The following is a 20424-nucleotide window of genomic DNA, read 5'->3' as shown; positions in this document are numbered from 1 at the left end:
CCCAATGCAGAATTTCCTAGATCCGTTCGCCACGTCGAGCCGGCGTGAACTCGTCGAACAAGCTTTCGCGAGCGTTGGTAAAAAGAATGGGCAAAGCAAACTGGTCTTCACAAAGCTGTATCAGGAATCTGCGCGGCTGGCCGCCGATACTGCGGATTCAATGAAACGCGTGGGTGTCCAGCTTCCGCCGCTGGCGGGATGGCCGATCTCGATCAAGGATCTTTTCGATGTTCAGGGCGAAACCACCACGGCTGGGTCGGCAGCCGTGCGGGACCTTTCCCCGGCATCTGTCGATGCAGTCGTTGTAAGACGGTTGCGACGGGCTGGAGCGGCGATCGTCGGAAAAACGAACATGACAGAGTTCGCTTTTAGTGGGTTGGGCCTCAATCCGCATTACGGCACCCCTCTGAATACCTGGGATCGATCGGCCGGCCGAATTCCGGGCGGGTCCTCGTCAGGAGCTGCAATCTCGATCACTGACGGTATGGCCGTAGCGGCCCTGGGCACGGACACAGGTGGTTCATGCCGTATCCCTGCCGCCTTCAATGGAATCGTTGGCTTCAAACCGAGTGCGCCTACCGTGCCACTTACGGGCGCTTTTGCGCTTTCTAAGAGCTTCGACTCCATCGGTCCTCTCGCCGCATCGGTAGATATCTGTGCCCGCGTCTACGAAGCTATCTCGCTGCAGGAAATGGGCAGCGAAATCGGCAATTTGAGACAACTGACGTTCGGCCTGCCGTCAAACTACGTGCTCGAAGACATGGACGCCGATGTGTCGGAGGCATTTGAGGAGGCGCTATTGAAGATGTCGAGAGCTGGCGTCAGGCTCGCGGAATTCTCGATGGCCGCATTCGACCGCTTGCCCGCACTTCTCAAGAATGGTGGCATTGTTGCCGCAGAAGCGTTTCATCGGCACAGGGATCTGATCAACAGCCGTGGCTGTGAATACGATCCTCGCGTTCTCGTGCGCATTAACCGGGGAGCGCAATCCACCGCCGCCGACTATATTGAGCTTCTTAATTCGCGACAGGAATACATCAAGGCATGGCACGCCGAGGCCGAGCCGTTTGATGCACTGATCATGCCGACTGTACCAATTGTTGCGCCCCTACTTCGCGACCTTGAAGATGATGATGAGGCCTATAATCGTATCAATCTACTGGCGTTGCGAAATCCGACGACTGTCAATGCTTCAGACGGCTGTAGCATATCGATCCCGTGCCACTCGCCGGGCATGGCTCCCGTCGGTCTGATGATCACCTGCACCAACGGGCAGGACCGCCGACTATTGAGCATTGCCCGTGCTGTTGAAGCACTATTCACCCCTCGGTCATCCAAATGAGATTGGATCCCCCTATGAAGCCTCTTCTGGATAGAACGGTACTCGTGACGGGTTCGGGCCAAGGTATCGGAAAAGCATTGGCTATTGCCTTAGCTAACGCTGGCGCAAACCTGGTCATGGTTGATATCGCGCACGGAGCGTTGCAGACAACGGCACAAGAGCTGGAGCGTGAGGGACGTTCCATCCTCGCGATGCCAGGCGACATCTGCGATGAGCTTTCAATGCAACAAGTGCTGGAAAAGGCAACCGAAGCCTTCGGCGGCATCGACATTCTCGTCAACAACGCCGCGATTGGACCGGAGCGCGCCGGAGCGAAATATCTAACGGAGCCCAAGAAGTTTTGGGAGATCGAGGATAACCTCTGGTTGGCAATGCTTCGAACCAACGTATTCGGGGCGCAATTGCTTTCGCGTCTCTGCGTGCCGGGAATGCTGACAAGGCGCTGGGGCAGGATCGTAAACATCACGACCAGCCTTGATACGATGTTCAGGCCCGGTACCGGCGGCTATGGACCTTGCAAGGCAGCCTTGGAGGCCCTTTCAAGGATTATGTCACATGACCTCGAGGGAAGCGGCGTTACAGCGAATGTGTTGCTACCCGGCGGACCTGTTAACACGGACATGATTCCTACGGATAGCGGGTTATCCCGGGAAGATCTAATCCAGCCCGAGCAGATGTGCGATCCGTTGATCTGGCTATGTTCGAGCGACGCGGATGACGTAAACGGCATCCGCGTCATCGCAAGGAGGTGGAGAAATGATTTGCCATCGGCTCAACGATTGTCGTTAGCATCCGCGCCAGTCGCTTGGCCGCAACTCGGCGCTCAGTCGATGTTCCCGCAAATGAACCCTGCGACCTAAAATCTGAATGGATGGCGACGTGCTGACCACGCTGGCTCTTCTCACGGCCAAGCTTGTTCACTCTGATACTCACATTCGTCCGTTAACACCTGTTGACGAGTGCGTTCTAACTCTCCATACTCACTAAACTACCTAAGTTATATAAGGTTCTTTTATTGCGCAATGGGTTGGCAGACCGCTCAGAGTTAGTCGCCACGGGCGTCTAATGCCCGAGGCTGAAATAGGATCTATGTCGGGATTCGGCCGACACGCAGATCCATTTGACACCATAGCGACGCGCTAAATAAACCTATTCGTACGCTATGAGTTCTTGCTGGTTTTACTTTGGCCTTAGGAGGACGACCATGTTTGATATTTCTCGCAGAGCCCTGTTACAGGGTGCCGCAGCTGCCGCAATAGCTTCATCGTTTGAGCGGACGGCGTTAGCGGCTCCGAACAAAGGCGGCCACCTTCGGGTTGGACTGGCTTGGGGGGCATCTACCGATAGCTTTGACCCAACAATGACCCCTGTCGACGCAGGGTTTCTCATGATGGCGACGTCCCGAAGCACACTCGTCGGAATGGATCAAAAAGGTTATGTTGTCCCCAATCTCGCGGAGAGTTGGGAGCCGTCGAAGGACTTGACGCAGTGGGCATTCAACCTCCGCAAGGGCGTAACCTTCCACAGCGGGAAAACTGTCACTGCAAATGACGTTGTCGCCTCGCTAAACTTGCATCGAGGCGACAAGACGGCCTCGCCAGCAAAGGCTCTGTTGGAACCAGTTGCCAACATAGCAGCAGACGGCCCCAATCGAGTTATTATCACACTAGATAGCCCCAACGTTGGTTTTCCAAATCTACTGAAAACGGATTTTCTTGTTATCGTGCCCGAGAAAGATGGCAAGGGCGACCGCGCGACAAAGGACGGCACAGGTCCATACAAGCTGGAGACCTTCGAGCCGGGTCAGCGGATGAGCTTCTCGCGTAATCCAAACTACTGGGATCTCGACAATTTTGGCTTCCTGGATTCCGCGGAAGTCCTGATCATCGGTGATGCCGCAGCTCGAATGAACGCGTTGCGCTCAGGCCAGGTTGACGTCGTCAATTCTGTGGACCTCAAGACCGTCAATATGCTCAAGCGCGTGAAAGGCATACGCGTGGAAGACACGCCGAGCGGCCTGTACTACGCTCTTCCGATGCTGACGGACACCGCGCCGTTCAAGGACAACAACGTCCGCCTTGCCATGAAATATGCGATCAACCGCGAGGAGATTGTCAAGAAGGTACTGTTCGGGTACGGAACCGTCGGGAACGATCATCCGATTTTCCAGACGGCGAAATACTTCGACCCCTCGCTGCCACAGAGAGAATATGATCCGGATAAGGCTAAGTATCATTTGAAGCAAGCGGGCTTGGACTCGCTCGACGTTCCAATGAACATCGCGGAGATCGGCTTTCCGGGAGCGCTTGCTGCCAGCCAGTTGTACGCAGCTTCGGCACAGTCCGCGGGCATCAATATCAATGTTACTCGCGAACCAGACGATGGCTACTACGATCGCGTTTGGCTCAAGAAGCCGCTCTGTGGCTCCTTCTGGTACGAGGCCATCACCGCGGATGGGCGCTTCACAGAAGCGTTCCTTCCGACTTCTCCGTGGAACGAGACTCACTTCAACAACGAGCGTTTCAATGAGCTTGTCATAACGGCTCGTAAGACGATCGATGAAGGTGAGCGCACGAAAATGTATCACGAGATGCAGCGCATCATCCACGATGAAGGAGGGCTCATCACCCCTGCATTCGCGAACTATGTCTGGGCAATGAAGGACAACGTCAATCGTCCCAACGACGTCTCTACCCTCGGCGACCTGGACGCGTTCCGCTGCATCTCTCGTTGGTGGCTCTCTTAAAAACTCAAGGATCGCGCCGATTCACAGATCGGCGCGACCGAATAAATGGGGAAGGAGTATCGTTTATGTCCGATGGAGGCTCGATCGCAATTCGAGAACGCCTTCGCGGCGTGAGCCTGCGCCCGACCCGTCAACGTATTGCGCTTGGCAGGCTTTTGTTTGCCAAGGGGGATAGGCATGTGACCGTAGAGCAACTCCATGAGGAGGTCCTTGCCGCGGGCGTCACGCTCTCGCTGGCTACGGTCTACAACACGCTGCACCAATTTACCGAAGCCGGACTTGTGCGCGTCCTTACTGTCGAAAGTTCGAAAACCTATTTCGACACGAATGTCTCTGACCATCATCATTTCTTCGTTGTAGGTGCGAACGAGATCCAGGACATCCCCTTCAGCAAGGTGACCTTCGAGAATCTTCCCATGATTCCGGATGGATTGGAAGTTGCGCATGTTGACGTCGTAATTCGCCTTCGCAGAAGGGCGAGCTGATCTTCGTGCTTTCGGACCAGGGAAGCTGCAGCACGGGCTTCGTCAAAAACTCAGTTATCGCGTTGCTTTGATAAGGTGCGATTGACGTATCACTGTTTGAGTAGTAAGCGGCGTCTCCGACCCATTGATTTTGCCGTTGCAATGGTCGGGTCATTCGTTACTGCAAGCCCAATGAGCACGCCGGGGAGTCCCGGACGTGCTCATTGTGAGGCGCCGATTCGTTGCGCATATGCCCATGGCATAAGGGCGTCGATATCTTTGGCAAGATGGCCATTTGCCAGGCTGATAAAGAGATCGCGCAGATAAGCGTAGGGCTCGACACCATTCATTTTGCAGCTTGCGATCAGACTAGCAAAGCGGGCCCAATTCCGTCCGCCTTCATCATGGCCCGCAAAGAGCGCATTGCGGCGGTTCATGGCCGGGCTGCGTATTGCGTTTTCGACCAGGTTTGAATCGATGTCGACGCAGCCGTCGTCAAGAAACAGCCGGAAGCCGTCTTGGCGTTTCAGCATATAGGCCATGGCTACACCGAGATCGGACTTGCGCGAGATGCGCGCGGCCTGAGCGGCCAGCCAGGTGAAGAACTCGTCCACCAATGGGCGTGACAGGTGTTGGCGGACTGCCCGGCGATGTTCGGGATCGTGGCCTCGGATGCCGTCTTCAATCTTATAAAAAGCGGCGATGCGTAACAACGCCTCGTCGACGATGGGCGAGCCCTTCTTCGGCTTGGCCTTGATCAGTTTTCTGCGACCGTGCGCCCAACAGAAGGCCAGCTTCAACGGATCGCCGCCCGTGCGGTCTGGCAAAGCCAGGTGAGAGTAACCGCCGTACGCATCGACCTGGATCGTGCCGTTGAAGCCATTGAGGATCTCTGCGGCATATTCTCCTTTACGCCCAGGCCGATAGTGGAAGACCACGCCTGCCGGAGCGGATCCGTTCCAACCGCGATCATCACGCAAAATAGCCCAGAGATAACCAGTTTTTGTTTGGCCGCGTCCCGGATCCAACACCGGGGCCGTGGTTTCGTCGACATAAAGTCTTGAGCTACCTTGCTTCAGGATCATGGCCATACGGTCGACGACCGGCGCGATCAGAGCACCCGTCCGGCCCATCCAATCGGCAAGGACGGAGCGGTCGATCGGCACTCCGTGTCGTGCCATGACGACCGCCTGACGATTAAGGGGCATGTGTTCCGAATGCTTCGACACGGCGATCTGAGCCAACAAGGCTTCGGTCGGCCAACTGCCTTCCAACAGATGGGCCGGGGCCTTGGCCTGAACGACGCCCGTGCGGCCCTTGGGGCACGCGTATTTCGGGCGGATCGTAACGATCACCTGATAGCACGCCGGAATCTGATCCAGGCGCTCAGTCTTGTCTTCACCGATTCTGACCATGTTGCCGCAGCCGCAGGGGCAAGCAATGCTATCGGGCTCGATCACCCGCTCGACCCGCGGCAGATGAGCAGGAAGCGCCCGTGCTTTGCGCACCTTGCGAAGACCAGCTTTTTCGGGATCGGCTGCGCTGGCCGCGATCTTGTCCTCGACGAACGCGATCTGGGCCTGCGTTTCGGCAATGGCCGTCTCAAGATCTTCCAGTGCCAATTCCATCTGCGTCGGATCGAGCTTTTCCGATTTCGGCCCAAACTTCGTGCGGCGGTAATCGAGAACCTGGCCTTCCAGCTTCTCGATCAGTTCCTTCAACTCGGTGATGAAGGCGTCCTTTTCGGCCACCACCGCCTGCTCATGCTGACGGGCCGCACGCTCGACCGACAGCTCGAACAGCACCGCCGCAAAGGCGTTCAATACCTCGACGGGAAGGTCCGGGAACTGGCTGAGATCGATCGGCTGCGACATGCTCCTTTATAGCAAATGAAAGCAGAAAATCTCAATAAAACAATGCCAAAATCAAGCCAGTGAGTCATCCTGCCGCAGTCGGCGCTGTCACCCGTAGCGCCATAACCCGCCGCCAATCAAGACCTTCGAACAAGGCTTCATATTGAGCCCTCGAAAGACGCATCGTTCCATCCTGCACTTTTGGCCATGCAAACTTTCCCGACTCAAGAACCTTATAGATCATCACCATTCCGGTTCCGTCCCACACCAAAATCTTCAGGCGATCGCCGCGCTTCGAGCGAAAGATCACTGTCACCCCGGAATGCGGATCAAGCTTCAACTCGGTCTGCACCATCAAGGCCAGAGCCTGATGGCCACAGCGGAAGTCCACCGGCCGCGTTGCGATCAGGATCGGTAATCGTTGACCCGCGACGATCATGCCCTCCCTCGCATCGCTCGCACCAAAGCCGCAACGCGATCAACCGGCACATCGCCGGGAACTCTCACCACGAGGTCTGAACCGATTTCCAACGTCATGATCCCCGACGTGGCAGCGACCGGCTCCAGAACTGCCGATGCATCGGTAATCTGCGGCGGCTCTGTCGTAATCGCCAGTGGCACGAAGGCAGACACAAATGGCTCGCTGTTCTCGCAAGGCACGGCGGCCATCAGCTCCGCAGGCAACGTCAAAATACCCTGACGCGCCTGCCGCCGCCAATCCGAAAGCTGATGCGCAATAACGTCATGGCGACGCGCAACATCAATAACCCGCGCACCCGGCTGAAGGCTTTCCGCTACAATCCGAGCCTTGAGCTCATTGGGCCATCGCCGATTTCCACGACGCGCCTCGACAACCTCGAAGCGGCCAACAAAACCCTCATCATCCGCCATCGCAAATCTCCAGCTCTTGCCGGAGCAATTCTGACACGGACCTCAATGCTCAGGAATATCCCGATTTAATGGGGTGGAGACGGCGCATACTTTGAGTAACGCGCCTCCGCGCGTAAGCCTTCAGAGTTTCTGAGGATCGTCAGCTCTGAAGAAGCGACCCGGCCGTTAAGATCCTCGACACGAGCAACAAAACGAATGTGTGTTGAGCAGTTGAGCAACGTTTTTTGAAAGAAAACGTTTGATACCTCCTGGACAGCGCGAGCAGGTCGTTCAGCTAGGTGGCGATGGCCGCAACGATGGAATTCATGCTTACCGTGCCAATCGTACGACCGGTATCGTCGACGACATTCGCTGCACTTACCTGTTCAGTGTTCATGAATTTAAGTGCGGCATACACCGTAGAGTCTTCCGCCAATTTCAGCCGAGATCCGCCCAAAGCCATGGGGTCTAAGACGTCCCCTACTCTCAGAACGCTCGCTCGGTTCACATCTCGGACGAACTTGGCGACGTAGTCATTGGCGGGATTGAGTACGATGTCCTTTCCTCGTCCCTGTTGCATGACCGTGCCCTCGCGCAGGACCACGATGTTGTGCCCAAGTTTCAATGCCTCGCTCAAATCATGGGTGATGAAGATCACAGTCTTCTTTAGGTCCTTCTGGAGGGCTAGGAGCATGTCCTGCATGTCGACACGTATCAGCGGATCCAAAGCCGAATAGGCTTCGTCCATCAGCAGGATGTCGGCCTCTGTGGCGAGAGCCCTTGCCAGACCAACGCGCTGCTGCATGCCTCCAGACAACTGGTTCGGGTAATGGTTTTCAGACCCGCTGAGGCCAACCCGTTCGATCCACGTGCTTGCCTCCCGTCGCCTCTTATCCAGCGGCACGCCCTGCAGTTCAAGTCCGTAGGCGGCGTTCTCCAGAACAGTTCTATGAGGAAATAGGCCAAACTTTTGGAAAACCATTGCAGTTCGCTTTTGACGGAACTTACGCAGGTCGCCGGCACTGAGCTTCGTCACGTCGACACCTTCGCACAGTACCTCGCCCTCTGTCGGTTCAATCAAGCGATTGAGCAGCCTGACAAAGGTCGATTTTCCGGATCCGGACAGCCCCATGACGACGAGTATCTCTCCTGCTCTAACCGACAGGCTGATATCGTTCACTCCGAGAATGTGACCGTGCTTCTCGTTGAGGTCCCGTTTCGAAAGTCCGGCCTTCAAGAGCTTTGCAAGTTCGGTGCTGCGCGGACCGAAGATTTTGGTGAGGTTTCGAATATCCAAACAATTCGTCATTGGCCGCCCCTGTGCCTCTGAAGTCTCTGACCGTAAGCTTGGCTGGCTCGGTCGAAAATCACGGCGATCGCGACAACTGCGAGACCGTTGACTAGCCCGACGGTGAAGAACTGGCTGTTGATCGACTGGAGGACATTCTTGCCGAGACCGCCTACGCCAACCATTGAGGCGACCACCACCATGGCAAGCGCCATCATGATAGTCTGATTTATGCCAGCCATAATCGTTGGCAGCGCCAGCGGTAACTGCACTCCTTTTAGCTTCTGCCACGGCGATGCGCCGTAAGCATCGGCTGCCTCCAACATTTCCTCACTGACCAATCGGATTCCGAGGTTCGTTAGGCGGATCATCGGAGCGACCGCATAGATAACAACAGCTATGAGGCCGGGCACTTTGCCAATTCCAAAGATCATGACGACCGGAATGAGATAGACAAAGCTTGGGAGGGTCTGCATCACGTCCAAGACGGGATTAAGAGTGCTCTGCGCGCGGTTCGAAAGAGCCATCAGGATACCGATTGGGATTCCACTGGCGATCGCAAGGAACGTGCTCACCGTCACCATAGACAAGGTGATCATCGTGTCGTTCCAAAGGTCGAGAAGACCGATTGCACACAGCGCTATGGCGCTCAGCACGGTGATCGTCAGACTGCGACTGGCTGCATAAAGGATTGAGAGAATGATCGCAAAGACAATAAACCAGGGCGCTTCGACAAACATCTGCTCGATGCCATTTAGCACGTGCTGCAACGGTAAAACCAGGACATCGATCGCGGGTCCGATCCATCTTACGAAAGTCCGGAAGCCGTCATCTATCGTCTTTCGCGCCAGCCGGATCTCGGTGTCGTCGAAAGACGGAAATCCGCAAACTACTTCGGTAAGGTTACACAAGCCCATTTCGATCACGTCTCGCTGTTACGAAGGTACGAAACTGCCCCAGGGAATCTCAGGCAGTACAGAGATGCGCGCGACGCCAGATCCGCAATCGCACTACGTCGCGCGTCATATGAGGGTACTAGAGCGAACCCTTGACCTTCTCCGCAGCTTCCGGAGTTACCCAGGAGGCCCATACCTCGGGGTACTTCTTCAAGAAATACTTGGCCGCGTCGATGTTCGTACCCTGGTTGTCGGACATCCAGGCGAGGACGTTGTTGACGACATCGTTCGGCCAACCGCGCTTGTTGAAGTAGTCCATTGTGACAGCGTTGTCGGTTGCGAACTTCCTGGTTACCACCGTGAACACATCCGGCTTGGGATAGGAGTTGATTTTGGGATCTGCGCACTCCGCTACAACTGTGCATCGCGCCCACTCGGCAGCGTCGTGCTCAACGCCGAAAGGCAAACGCGACATCTTGTATTTGCCCAGAAGAGCGGTCGGTGCCCAATAGAAGCCCAGCCATCCCTTCTTTTTCTCGTAAGCGCTGGCAATTGTGCCATCGAGGCCGGCCGCCGAGCCTGTATCTACGAGTACGAAGCCCTTCTTCTTGGCATCAAATGCCTTGAAGAGATTTGCAGTCGAGATTTGGCTCGTCCAGCCTGCTGGAGGATCGTAGACGGCACCCTTGGATGGATCTTCCGGAGCGGGGAACAGCTCGGGATGTTTGAGCGCATCTGCTACGGTTTTGATATCGGGATTGGCTTCAAGTATATAGTCCGGCACCCACCATCCTTCCGCGCCGCCATCCTTCAGAAGACGGGCCGCGTTGACGACCTTGCCATCCTGAATGGCCTTCTCGAGCGGCTCCTTGAGGAGGTTGACCCACATTTCCGGAGCGACATCCGGCTGATTCTTCTCGGTCATCGAGGCGAAGGTCGGAAGAGTGTCTCCCGTCACCAGAGTCACCTTGCATCCGTAGCCTTTTTCAAGGATCACCTTGTCGATGTTTGCAGCAACACCCGCGGAGGCCCAGTTCATCTCCGCGATGCTGACGTCGCCGCACTCGGCAGCGGTTGCTTCGTTTGCCATCGCCAGGCTGGCGACCGCAAACAATGGGAGCGCCGGCTTTAGCTTTCCGAGCAGGCGTTTCATGAACTCTTTTCGGGTATAAATTGCATGTGTATCGTTATTCATTTCGTTCCCCTTTTTGTTGGCGGAATACACAAACGTTCCTCTTCCCTCCCCAGCGGTCGACCGGGCCTACTACCCTCGTCGCCTGCCGTGGAAAGCTCTATTGGCCTTTCTTTTTTAGGCCGTTATCTCTCAGGTTGCCGTTTCAACGACCGCTAAGACGGCCTCTTCAAAAGTTCGAACAGGGGCAATGCTGACGCCTTGCCCGGTTCACTGGCTCTTGACGCAGTAAGGCCTCCTACGAACTCCGATGCGTAGGTGACTAGTTCCAAGGTTTGCTCGGGAACATCGCTCTCGACCAAGGGTATTTCGGTGGCCGTGTATCTCTCGGCCACGCCTCTCAATCGCAGGGTGCACGCCGCACACATTACGGATTTCCGCCAACTGAAGGTCCCGTTAGGGTGATATGGACCGCTTCGTTGCCGTCACGAGTCTCTCTTCCCAACGTCCGCACCGCGTCCTCTGCCCGTTCCAGTGGGAAGGTGTGCGAGCAGAGCGACTTGAACATTGCCGGATCGGATTCGATCATCTTGATCGCCAGTTCTGTCGATTGCCAACCGGCGCTCAGAACTCCGATCAATTCGATCTCACGCAGCACCACCTTGTCCACAGGGAAGCCGTTGAGACTGTTTTTCCCCTTCAAGCCCGCAAGGACAACACGTCCCCCGCGCTTCAGCATGTCGATACCCTGAAGGATCGGGGCGACGGCACCCGCCGACACGTCAAGAACCACGTCGGCCATTGCGCCACCGGTCAATTCGGCAACGCGCTGAACAGGGTCCTCTGTCTGGACGTCGATGGTTGCGGTTGCTCCGAGTTCCCGTGCGAGTTTCAGGCGTGCGGCGTCACCGGACGTCCCAGTGACAATGATGTTGCTGACACCTGCGCGCTTCGCCACCGCTGCTGCAAGCAGTCCTCGCTGTCCAGGGCCTGCAATCACTACGGTGGTCCCGAGCCCGACCCCGCCAACCTCGTAAATCCAACGTATCGCGTTGGACAGCGGATTGACGAGTGTCATCACGTCCGTTTCGATATCCGACGGGAGTTTATGCACCATCGTTCTGGGATGGAGATACACGTGACTGGAGTATCCGCCCCAAAGCGATGGAGCTACGGTGATGTTCTGGTAAAGGCCATACCCCTTGTCAGACTCGCAGCGTGTATAGTTGCCCTTCACACAGTCTTCGCAATGTCCGCACGGGATGATCGGTTCGATCGCAACGCGATCACCCTCCTTCACCTTCCAGAGCTTTGAGGCGATCGGACCGATGCTTTCAATGTACCCCATTATTTCGTGACCGGGGATGATGTTCATGCCACCACCCCAGCCGGCCATATGGCCCAGCCACTGCTCGTAATCAGTTCCGCATAGCCCGCAAGCTTCAACCCGCAGGACAGCGCCGTCCTCGCCTGGCGCTGGAATTTCGAACTCTTTAAAGCGGAGGTTTTTCGGGCCTTCCAAAACCGCAGCCACGGCACGCGCCATCTTACTCTCCCTGTAATTGACATCTGGCTAGACGCGGCCCTGCGCCGCGGTCTGCCGGATAAGATGAAGTGGTCGACGGCTGATCTGCTAGACATCGAAGTACAATTGGCTGTCGGGCCGGAATATGAATGGCCGCATGCTGAAGAGGACAGTCAGTGATCTCAGTTTGGCCAGTGCCGCCTTTGATCGGCACGCACGCTCGCCGACAGATTTCCTCAGCGGCGTGATACGGCTCGACAATAAAGCCAGCGAGCCACTGGCCGGCCGCCCAGAAGGCGGACGGTCTCTCCGAAGTGTTTCCAGTTCTCACTTTCGCAACGTACCAAGCCATGTAAATGACCCTTGCTACGCTTGCCGGACCTCAAGCGGGCTCAAGCTGAGGCGACAGTTCCCGATCGAACTTCTTGACAAACGCGTCGATCTCATCGAGATCGGAGACAACGTCCAGCGGCTTGACGCAGTACGCGGAGCCGTCCTTGATTGTGTCCCGGAACTTCTGGAGTGAAGCCTCGTCGCGGACGACCTCCAGAATTCGGCGTCGGGCACGAACGATGGCAATGTCCGCAGCGACCAAGAACTCCTTTTCGCGGTCGACGACGCGGCCGCTGGTTCCCTGAAGCGGAAGCATGGCCTCCTGCATTGCTCGGTCCTGGTCGTTCAGACCATGGATACCTGTCGGGCTGGAAAGGCTTTGCCCTTCACGATCTATGAGATAGTTGTTGGTAGCCGTGCGAACAGGGATCCAAGTGTCAATGATCGTCCCTGTGTTAAGCTTGTAAGACTGGTAGTTACTTTGGGGCGGGAATGCGAGCCCCTTGCCCACGTAGTCAAGGAATGCTTGCGGCAGGTCCTTGTCGTAGTAGTTGAAATCCCATGTGTAGGCGTTCTGATCGTCGATCGGGATGAACGCTCGTCCACCGATTGGGAAATCAGCGCTAGGAATAGAGCTGAAGGCTGGCAGCATGAACTGCGAAACGCGCCAATAGAACTTGTCATCGGCGTTTCGGCGGGCCGCGGCCAGAATGCCGACCGGAGTGTTCTTAGCCAGTATCTTTGGAGACAGATCCGTGGCTGAATAATGCTGATGGACTGGCGAAGTCGCCATCGTGGCGGGGTTGGTATGCAGGATGGAGACGTGCGAGCTGTCGAGTTCGCCTTCGATGCCCTGCAACCAGCTCGACTCCTGGAGCCAGACCGTCGCGTTTCTCTGCGACTTGGGTAGGTCGATCCAAGGGAACTTCGGAAACGCGGGCGGCTCACCCTCTCCCATGTAGACCCAGATGATGTCGGCCTTCTCGACGACTTTGTAAGCGGTGATTTTCACCTTGGCGCAAACCGCCGGATCAGGCTCGTTCTGCATCTCGAGGCATTGACCGTCCGTACCGTATAGCCAACCGTGATAGGCACAGCGAATACCCTGATCCCCGACTCGACCGTAGAAGAGCGGGGCCAACCGGTGAGCACAGTTTGCCTGCGTGATGCCGACTGTACCCTTACCATTGCGAAACGCGATCAACTCCTCGCCCAGTAGCTTGACACGCACAGGTTCGCCGCCGGGCTTGGGCAACTGCGAGGACAGAATTGCCGGAAGCCAAACAGAGCGAAATAGGTTTCCGACTTTAGTCCCCTTGCTCACCTGTGACAGGACTTCAAACTGATCTGACATAGCCATCGCATTTCCTCCTAATGAACATGAAATCTAATACTGCCGCTCTCTAAAGAACGGCACGGTTGAATGTCGCCAGACCGGCTGAGAATCGACGAAATCGGGGGGAGGCAACGCAACGGAGTAATAAACGACGTCCAGCAACTTGCTGTCCGCGTGCGCCTCTCCGCTGTTACTGATGACCTTGCTTGTCTTTGCATAGATCATTGATGTTCCCTTCGATCGCTGTAGCGATTCTTTGGCTAGTCTCTGTCGAGTTGAGCAATGGTAGATATGCTAGATAGGTTAGTCAAGTAATCTATTTGACTAGCCGACGATGTTTGCCATTCTTCTCACTCGGCGTACGAAATTGATTCACTGAACTCATATAGTTCAGGTGAAATAGGGGACTCTAACTCCTCGCGGATATGGCCAACGAGCCCTGCACACCGTCCGAGGACCGCGACGGATCGCATCATCTCAACAGGAAAATCGATCTCGTGCAGGACGGCGCCGAGCGCACCCGTCACATTTAGCAAAACATTGCGGCCCGCGTCATCGTTGACCGCTTGGCCGAGTGTCTTGATCAACGAAATGTAGTCACCGCGGACCCCGGCGACCGTTGCGATTTCAAACAGACGAGCGGTTCGCGGATCAATTTCTTTGTAGTTCGGGTGGCCGAAACCAGGGATGCGGCGGCGGGACTGCTTGAAGTCACGGACGACCCGGTCGGCCCACTCACGCTTATCGCCCTCATGCCGCATTCCATCGGTGAGAATGCGTCCAGCCCCTACCATTGTGCCGGCGAAACGATTGCCAACCATCAATATGCCTGCGGCCAATGGGATTTGGACATCCTCGCGGTTGGAGTCTGCAACCATTCGTGCGACAAGCGCGCTCGGTGTAAGCCCGTGGTCCATCAGGATGAGCAGCGCTGCGTCGAGGACACGCGTCTGCTCTCGTGACGGCTTGCGACCTGTGACGATGAAATAGAACCCCTCGGTGAACGACATCGTTCCTACGACGTCGTTGAGTGTATCGAGGCCCCGCACCCGCAGTCTCGAAAGGTCGTTGGGATGGGTTCCTACTTGTGTGCTCCGGCTCATTGCGCAGCTCTCCTAGGCGCGGTATCCGCTTGCGCCGTTTCCACCTGGGTCAACAATTCGATTTCTGATAGCGAGTAACCGAGTTCGCCAAGAACCTCTGCGGAATGCTCGCCGAGATCTGGCGCAGGTATGAGAGGCTGGTCGTCTCTGCTTTCGTCATAGCGAACGGGACGGCGTATCATGGTCTGGACCCCGTACTTGGGATGGACTGCTTGCGTGAACGTCTCGAGATGCCGGACTTGTGGATCGTCGATCACTTCCTGCAGGGTGAGTATCGGGGCGTGTGGCACGTCATACTCGACGAGGCGCGCTAACCAATGTTCCCGGGAATGGCCTGCCGCTGTTCGATTTAGTTCTGCCGCCAGTTCAACGTAATTCTGTAGTCGGCCAGCTCGCGAGTTGAACCTTGGATCTGAGCCTAGATCCTTACGGTCGAACGCGGCTAAAACTGCCTGCCAAAACTTTTCCGGCGACGACATGTGGATCGCCAGAAGAGCACCGTCAGAACATCTGAGCGCATAGGATTGTGACGCTCTGACGCGCATAAGAGGATCTGGCTCGACGTCCGCCATCGTATAGTTGGCGTATGGATCACTAATGAACGCAATCGCACATTCGAGCATATTGAGACGAATTGTGCGTGACTTTCCACCGCGCTGTCGATCGAATAAAGCCCCGAGCACCGCGTAACTGGCGTACATCCCCGTTACGTTATCCACGACCGATGGTCCCGTGATCTGCGCATCTTTGCCAAGAAAAAGGCTGGAGATACCGCTAAGTGCCTGACCAACGGCGTCGTATGCCGGCCGATCAGCATAGGGACCGCTTTCGCCGAAGCCCGTAATCGAGCAGGTAATAAGATCCGGTTTTACTGACCTTAGAGTTTCGAGCGAGAGCCCCAGACGGTCCATCACACCCGCACGAAAATTCTCAATCAGGACATCAGCGGTTTGGATGAGCTTGATGAAGGCCTCTCGGCCGGCGGCGTCCTTGAGATTAAGAACCACGCTCTTTTTGTTGCGGTTATAAGTGCAAAAGTACGGGCTGTAGGCACCTCCCCGGAACGCTCGAAAAGCGTCGCCACCTGATGGGCTCTCCACCTTGATTACTTCCGCTCCGAGATCCGCAAGCATCGTCCCCGCAAGCGGCCCCGTGATCATCGCTGTCAGCTCGACAATCCGAATACCGGATAGTGGACCACTAGCCCCTTCTTTCATTGTGTGCTCCCATATTCATTTGCTTGTCAAAGGCAAGATAGATAGGTAAACTACCTTTGTCTACATATATATAGATACCAAAAAAGGAGACAGAATGCCGATTGAGACGACGGATGTGGACATTCCGATCGACGGGAAAACGATGGGCGCGTATCTCGCCCGCCCTACGGGAACGCCAAAGGGCTCGGTCGTAATGATCCAGGAAATTTTTGGTGTTACGTCTGCGATGCGGGCGATAGCCGATGACTTTGCGGCTTCCGGCTTTGCCATCCTTGTCCCCGACATCTACTGGCGGCTGCAGCCCGGACTCGACCTCGGAAACGGTGAAGATCCGGTGCAGCGCGATCTTGCCGTCGACTACTCGACCCGTATCGACGAGACGCGTTGCGCATTGGACCTGGCGGCCAGCATCGAGTGGCTTGCAAAGACCGTTCCGACCGAGAAAAGACCCGGCGTTATGGGCTTCTGCCTGGGTGGAAGACTCGCTGTCCGGGTTGGCGCAGCTTCGACTCCTAGTTGCGTCATTTCGATGTACGGCGTGAAAGTTGATCTGCTTGAAAAGGAGATCAAGTCCAGTTCGTGCCCTCTGCAATTTCATTACGGCGATCAAGACAATCACAACCCTCTTGAGGTGATCGATACTGTGCACGCTTGGGTCAATGACCGGGTTCGGTCAGATGACGAATTCTATGTCTACCCCGGGGCCGAGCACGCGTTCTTCAACAGGTTTCGGACTGACCGCTTCAGTCCTAAAGCTCATGAACTCGCTAGAGAAAGAGTCCTAGGCTTCCTTTCAAAGTACGCAGCCGGTTGACGGCCTGTTTTCCGGGTATTTCGGTAGACTGTATGGGGCTGCGCCGGGTTCGGCACAGCCCTCCTAATTGGTGGTATATCAACCGTGGCCAATGACGGCCTTGAGTTCGAGGTAATCGGTAAAGCCGTGCTCACCGCACTCTCGGCCATTGCCAGACTGACGATATCCACCGAACGGTGCTTTGGGATCCCAATCAGGTGTATTCAGATAGACCGAACCAGCACGCACCTCGCGCGCAACATGACGAACCGTATCTATGTCCTTCCCGGTAATATGAGCGGCAAGACCGTAAACGGTGTCATTAGCAATCTCGATGGCATCATCGAGATTGTCGTAGGCGGTGATGCTGAGGACTGGTCCGAAGATTTCTTCGCGGAAGATGCGCATATCGCGCGTGACGTCAGCGAAGACCGTTGGTTTGACGAAGTAACCAGCCTCTATACCTTCCGGCCGTCCCGTTCCCCCGCACACAAGGCGAGCGGCTTGGTCGATGCCGGACTGGATCATCTCCTGAACCCGCTTGAACTGGTTAGCGTTCATGACGGGACCCATCGTGGTTTTCGGATCGCTCGGTCGTCCAATGACGTAAGCGTCCGCGGCCTTCTTGGCATATTCGACCGTCTCTTCCATCCGAGCGCGCGGCACAATCAAGCGCGTAGGCGCATCGCATGCCTGGCCATTGATGTAAAAGCACGCAGCGACGGCGTTCTCGATGGCGGTAGCGAAATCGGCGTCGTCCAGAATGATGTTCGCGGATTTTCCGCCCAATTCCGAGGCCACACGCTTCACCGTATCTGCCGCGGCTTTGGTGATCTGAATGCCAGCACGCGTCGACCCGGTGAAGGAGATAGCGTCGATGCCAGGATGCTTGGAGATCGCCTCGCCCACCGTCTGGCCATCGCCGTTGACGAGATTGAAGACACCGGCCGGCACGCCAGCTTCGTCCATGATCTCTGCAAAGACAATCCCGTCGAGCGGCGTCATTTCACTTGGTTTGCAAACCATCGTGCAACCGGTCGCGATCGCGGGAAGAACCTTCGTGAAGATTAGGCCAATGGGGAAGTTCCAGGGAGTGATCAGTCCGACGACGCCAATTGGTTCCTTGTAAACGGTGGTAGTCCCCATCTTCTCGACGAATTCGAACTTCCTAAGGATTTCGATTGTGAGCGCCGTGTGGACCTTGCACCAGTCCAACAGGCCCGTGGTGCTCAAGTTGTGCGTCATTCCCATCTGCTGCGTGACGATGTCGGCGATTTCTTGCTCGCGCCGGCGGAAGATGGTGTCGATCTTCTCAAGCAAAGCAATTCGTTCCGCAATCGTTGACTTCGAGAATTTGGGAAAAGCCCGCCGTGCTGCTGCGACCGCCTTATCGACGTCTTCGGCTGTACCCATAGCAATCGTGGCGAACTCTTTTTCAGTTGCCGGATCGACCAGATTGCGAGTCGCGTTGGAGCTGGGCTCTACCCATTTCCCGTCGATGTAGAACTTGCTTGCGTTTTTCATGCTGCTCCTCAGACTTTACAGTTAGCATTATTGAGCGTTGTGCGTCATTTCGAAGCGGGCACTGCCGGCATGCATTGATGCGACAAGCCTTCCCCCCTGGACTCCGCAGAAATAACACCACCAAGCCGGGGCCATTCATATAGACAGTTTATACCGATCCGGATAAGTACAGATTGGTGCAGTAGCGCCCACTGCCGGTCGGCGGCTCGAAGCGGAAAGACCCATGCTGAAGTATCAAGTGGCGGAAAAGCACATCCGCGAATTAGTTGCTCGAGGATCGCTCAAGCCCGGCGGCAAGGTGCCATCGATCAGAAAGCTAAGCAGGCAGCTCGCGATAAGTCCGATCACGGTCCAACACGCCTACGAAATCCTGACTGCGGCTGGGGTAATCGCGCCGCTGCCACGTTCCGGCTACTATGTTACCGACCAGGGCAGTGGTGTTTCAGCAAGGGAGCCCAAGCTCATCGGAGAGCGCGCGCAATCCGTCTCCGTTGCCGATGTTACCTACGCGATGCTGTCGCAGTGGCACAAGCAAGAGCCGGGGGGCTTTGGTGGGATCAACCCTCATCCCCAGATTTTTCAGACCGAGGAGGTTCACCGATTTCTGCGGCTTACGTCTCGTCAGTCGGCTGCCCTCCGTGTTCAGCCGAACCCGCAGGAAGGCAACGAGCATTTGCGTACCCTGATCGCAGAAAAGCTTGTTGTCAGAGGCTTAGATGTTGGTGTCCAAGATGTCGTGATCACGAACACGGGTCTCCAAGGCTTTGACCTTTGCCTGGATATGTTGACTGCGCGCGGCGATACAGTGCTCCTCGACACTCCGACTTACCTCCCCCTTGTTCTTTCCTTGCAGAAGAGAGGATTGAGAGTCCTCGAGATCTATTCTCATCCCACTACGGGTATCGACCCTGGGCAGCTCGCCTATCTGCTCGGGAACTTCCGGGTAAAGGCAGCAATACTTTCACCTCTGAACCACTTTCCCACCGGGGTCAGTTCGAGCGCGGAAACCGTCGCTGAACTCGCGCGGATAATCGAGATGCACGAGATCCCGACAATCGAGTTCGATCTGTTTTCCGAGCTTTCTTACAAGGAGCAGATCAGAAAGCCGGTTATGGCTCACATCACATCGAACAAGTCTCTCCTGTTTGGCAATTTTCTCGACGTCTTGGGCCCCAATTTTAACCTGGGCTGGGTTGTTGGTCGTCAGTCTACCCCTCAGCTGATGGAACGAAAATTCCTCAACAACCTACTGCTGGGAGACGAGCTTCTCCAACAGACCCTTGCTGACTATGTTGGGTCGGGCCAGTTCGACAAGAACATCCGCCGGTTACGGCGTTCCCTGTCAGCCAGGGCGGAGAAAGGGTTGCGCCTTCTAACCCAACTGCTTCCCAGGAATTTCACGTTCTCCAAACCTACAGGCGGGTACATGTGTTGGGTACGCGGCCCATTCGGGTTTGACGCCATAAGTGCTTCGACCGCGGCGCTGGATTTGAAACTAAGCCTCGCGCCAGGACCAATGTTTTCACCCTCTGATGGATTCCACAACTTCTTCGGAATCAATCTCTCGGCATCCTGGATGGAAGGCGATTACGGACAGCTCCAGGAACTCGTTGATCTGTCGGTTCAGTCCAAGAAGAAAATCTGACGTCCGCCGGCGCAAGGAGTAGCTCAGCGGGTTCGCTGAACATGCGTGCCACCGCTCCGCGAATTCAAGCGCGAAGCGCCGCATTTTACCGAAAACCCAGCGAGATATTGGAGGTTTTTCCCTCGGTGAAAATTACCGACTTCGCTAAGAGACCCCGCCAAAATCCTCGGAAAACCACCGCCACTCAAGCACTCCAGCGGCGGCACCTGTCCTGAGTCATCGATCGACTAGGCGGCGACCGGCCAGAAACTGTGCATGTTCTGATTGGTAGAAACTGTATATATCAATTGCCTCCGATCGACCTGATACTGCGTAAATCGTGGACGCAAACCTGCCGTCAAGGCCATGCCTGAGCGC

18 protein-coding genes are annotated in these 20424 nt (G+C 56.0%); 6 read left to right on the top strand and 12 right to left on the bottom strand.

The window, feature by feature from the left end:
• Positions 1–4 precede the first annotated feature (4 nt).
• From AB4Z52_RS19005 to irrA, 4 genes are all read left to right on the top strand, one after another.
• Positions 5–1342 carry an amidase gene (locus AB4Z52_RS19005; RefSeq protein ID WP_442219474.1) on the top strand — a complete coding sequence of 446 codons (1338 nt, stop codon included), beginning with the start codon at positions 5–7 and terminating at the stop codon, positions 1340–1342.
• Positions 1343–1356: 14 nt separating this feature from the next.
• Positions 1357–2202, top strand: a complete 846-nt coding sequence (locus AB4Z52_RS19000; RefSeq protein ID WP_442219473.1) for an SDR family NAD(P)-dependent oxidoreductase — start codon at positions 1357–1359, stop codon at positions 2200–2202.
• A gap of 344 nt (positions 2203–2546) precedes the next feature.
• Positions 2547–4088, top strand: coding sequence for an ABC transporter substrate-binding protein (locus tag AB4Z52_RS18995; RefSeq protein WP_442219472.1), 1542 nt, complete (start codon positions 2547–2549; stop codon positions 4086–4088).
• A gap of 65 nt (positions 4089–4153) precedes the next feature.
• Positions 4154–4573 (top strand): iron response transcriptional regulator IrrA, encoded by a 420-nt coding sequence (irrA, locus tag AB4Z52_RS18990; RefSeq protein WP_442219471.1) that lies wholly within the window; start codon positions 4154–4156, stop codon positions 4571–4573.
• Between the two features lie 200 nt (positions 4574–4773).
• Here the strand turns inward: irrA and tnpC are convergent, their stop codons facing one another.
• From tnpC to AB4Z52_RS18935, 11 genes are all read right to left on the bottom strand, one after another.
• On the bottom strand, positions 4774–6426 hold the full coding sequence (gene tnpC / locus AB4Z52_RS18985; protein ID WP_442219470.1) for an IS66 family transposase: 1653 nt from the start codon (positions 6424–6426) through the stop codon (positions 4774–4776).
• A gap of 64 nt (positions 6427–6490) precedes the next feature.
• Positions 6491–6844: an IS66 family insertion sequence element accessory protein TnpB gene (tnpB, locus tag AB4Z52_RS18980; RefSeq protein ID WP_442219469.1), complete on the bottom strand. Its 354-nt coding sequence runs from the start codon at positions 6842–6844 to the stop codon at positions 6491–6493.
• Positions 6841–7296 carry an IS66-like element accessory protein TnpA gene (tnpA, locus tag AB4Z52_RS18975; RefSeq protein WP_442219468.1) on the bottom strand — a complete coding sequence of 152 codons (456 nt, stop codon included), beginning with the start codon at positions 7294–7296 and terminating at the stop codon, positions 6841–6843. The genes tnpB and tnpA overlap by 4 nt, the downstream gene beginning before the upstream one ends.
• Positions 7297–7570: 274 nt before the next feature.
• Complete coding sequence (locus tag AB4Z52_RS18970; RefSeq protein ID WP_442219467.1) at positions 7571–8584, bottom strand: quaternary amine ABC transporter ATP-binding protein; 1014 nt, start codon at positions 8582–8584, stop codon at positions 7571–7573.
• Positions 8581–9480, bottom strand: coding sequence for an ABC transporter permease (locus AB4Z52_RS18965; protein ID WP_442219466.1), 900 nt, complete (start codon positions 9478–9480; stop codon positions 8581–8583). Before AB4Z52_RS18965 ends, AB4Z52_RS18970 begins: the two co-directional genes overlap by 4 nt.
• Positions 9481–9598: 118 nt before the next feature.
• Positions 9599–10612 (bottom strand): glycine betaine ABC transporter substrate-binding protein, encoded by a 1014-nt coding sequence (locus tag AB4Z52_RS18960; RefSeq protein ID WP_442219499.1) that lies wholly within the window; start codon positions 10610–10612, stop codon positions 9599–9601.
• A gap of 406 nt (positions 10613–11018) precedes the next feature.
• Positions 11019–12137, bottom strand: coding sequence for a zinc-dependent alcohol dehydrogenase (locus AB4Z52_RS18955; protein WP_442219465.1), 1119 nt, complete (start codon positions 12135–12137; stop codon positions 11019–11021).
• 361 nt (positions 12138–12498) lie between these two features.
• The gene (locus AB4Z52_RS18950; protein WP_442219464.1) at positions 12499–13809 is read right to left on the bottom strand and encodes a Rieske 2Fe-2S domain-containing protein; all 1311 of its coding nucleotides are present in this window, start codon (positions 13807–13809) and stop codon (positions 12499–12501) included.
• 27 nt (positions 13810–13836) lie between these two features.
• Complete coding sequence (locus tag AB4Z52_RS18945; RefSeq protein WP_442219463.1) at positions 13837–14010, bottom strand: hypothetical protein; 174 nt, start codon at positions 14008–14010, stop codon at positions 13837–13839.
• Between the two features lie 125 nt (positions 14011–14135).
• The gene (locus tag AB4Z52_RS18940) at positions 14136–14888 is read right to left on the bottom strand and encodes a citryl-CoA lyase (RefSeq protein ID WP_442219462.1); all 753 of its coding nucleotides are present in this window, start codon (positions 14886–14888) and stop codon (positions 14136–14138) included.
• Positions 14885–16105, bottom strand: a complete 1221-nt coding sequence (locus AB4Z52_RS18935; protein WP_442219461.1) for a CaiB/BaiF CoA transferase family protein — start codon at positions 16103–16105, stop codon at positions 14885–14887. The genes AB4Z52_RS18940 and AB4Z52_RS18935 overlap by 4 nt, the downstream gene beginning before the upstream one ends.
• A gap of 94 nt (positions 16106–16199) precedes the next feature.
• On the opposite strand from AB4Z52_RS18935, the gene AB4Z52_RS18930 reads away from it, so the two are divergent.
• Positions 16200–16919 carry a dienelactone hydrolase family protein gene (locus AB4Z52_RS18930; protein ID WP_442219460.1) on the top strand — a complete coding sequence of 240 codons (720 nt, stop codon included), beginning with the start codon at positions 16200–16202 and terminating at the stop codon, positions 16917–16919.
• 78 nt (positions 16920–16997) lie between these two features.
• Here AB4Z52_RS18930 and AB4Z52_RS18925 read toward each other — a convergent pair whose 3' ends face one another.
• Positions 16998–18422, bottom strand: coding sequence for an aldehyde dehydrogenase family protein (locus AB4Z52_RS18925; protein ID WP_442219459.1), 1425 nt, complete (start codon positions 18420–18422; stop codon positions 16998–17000).
• 223 nt (positions 18423–18645) lie between these two features.
• Here AB4Z52_RS18925 and AB4Z52_RS18920 point away from each other — a divergent pair, with 223 nt between their 5' ends.
• On the top strand, positions 18646–20067 hold the full coding sequence (locus tag AB4Z52_RS18920; protein ID WP_442219458.1) for an aminotransferase-like domain-containing protein: 1422 nt from the start codon (positions 18646–18648) through the stop codon (positions 20065–20067).
• Positions 20068–20424 lie beyond the last annotated feature (357 nt).

The sequence above is a fragment of the Rhizobium sp. 2YAF20 genome (genome assembly GCF_052114685.1).
Taxonomy (GTDB): domain Bacteria; phylum Pseudomonadota; class Alphaproteobacteria; order Rhizobiales; family Rhizobiaceae; genus Rhizobium.
Note: the sequence above shows the minus strand (reverse complement) of the source record. Positions and strands in the feature narration are given on the sequence as shown.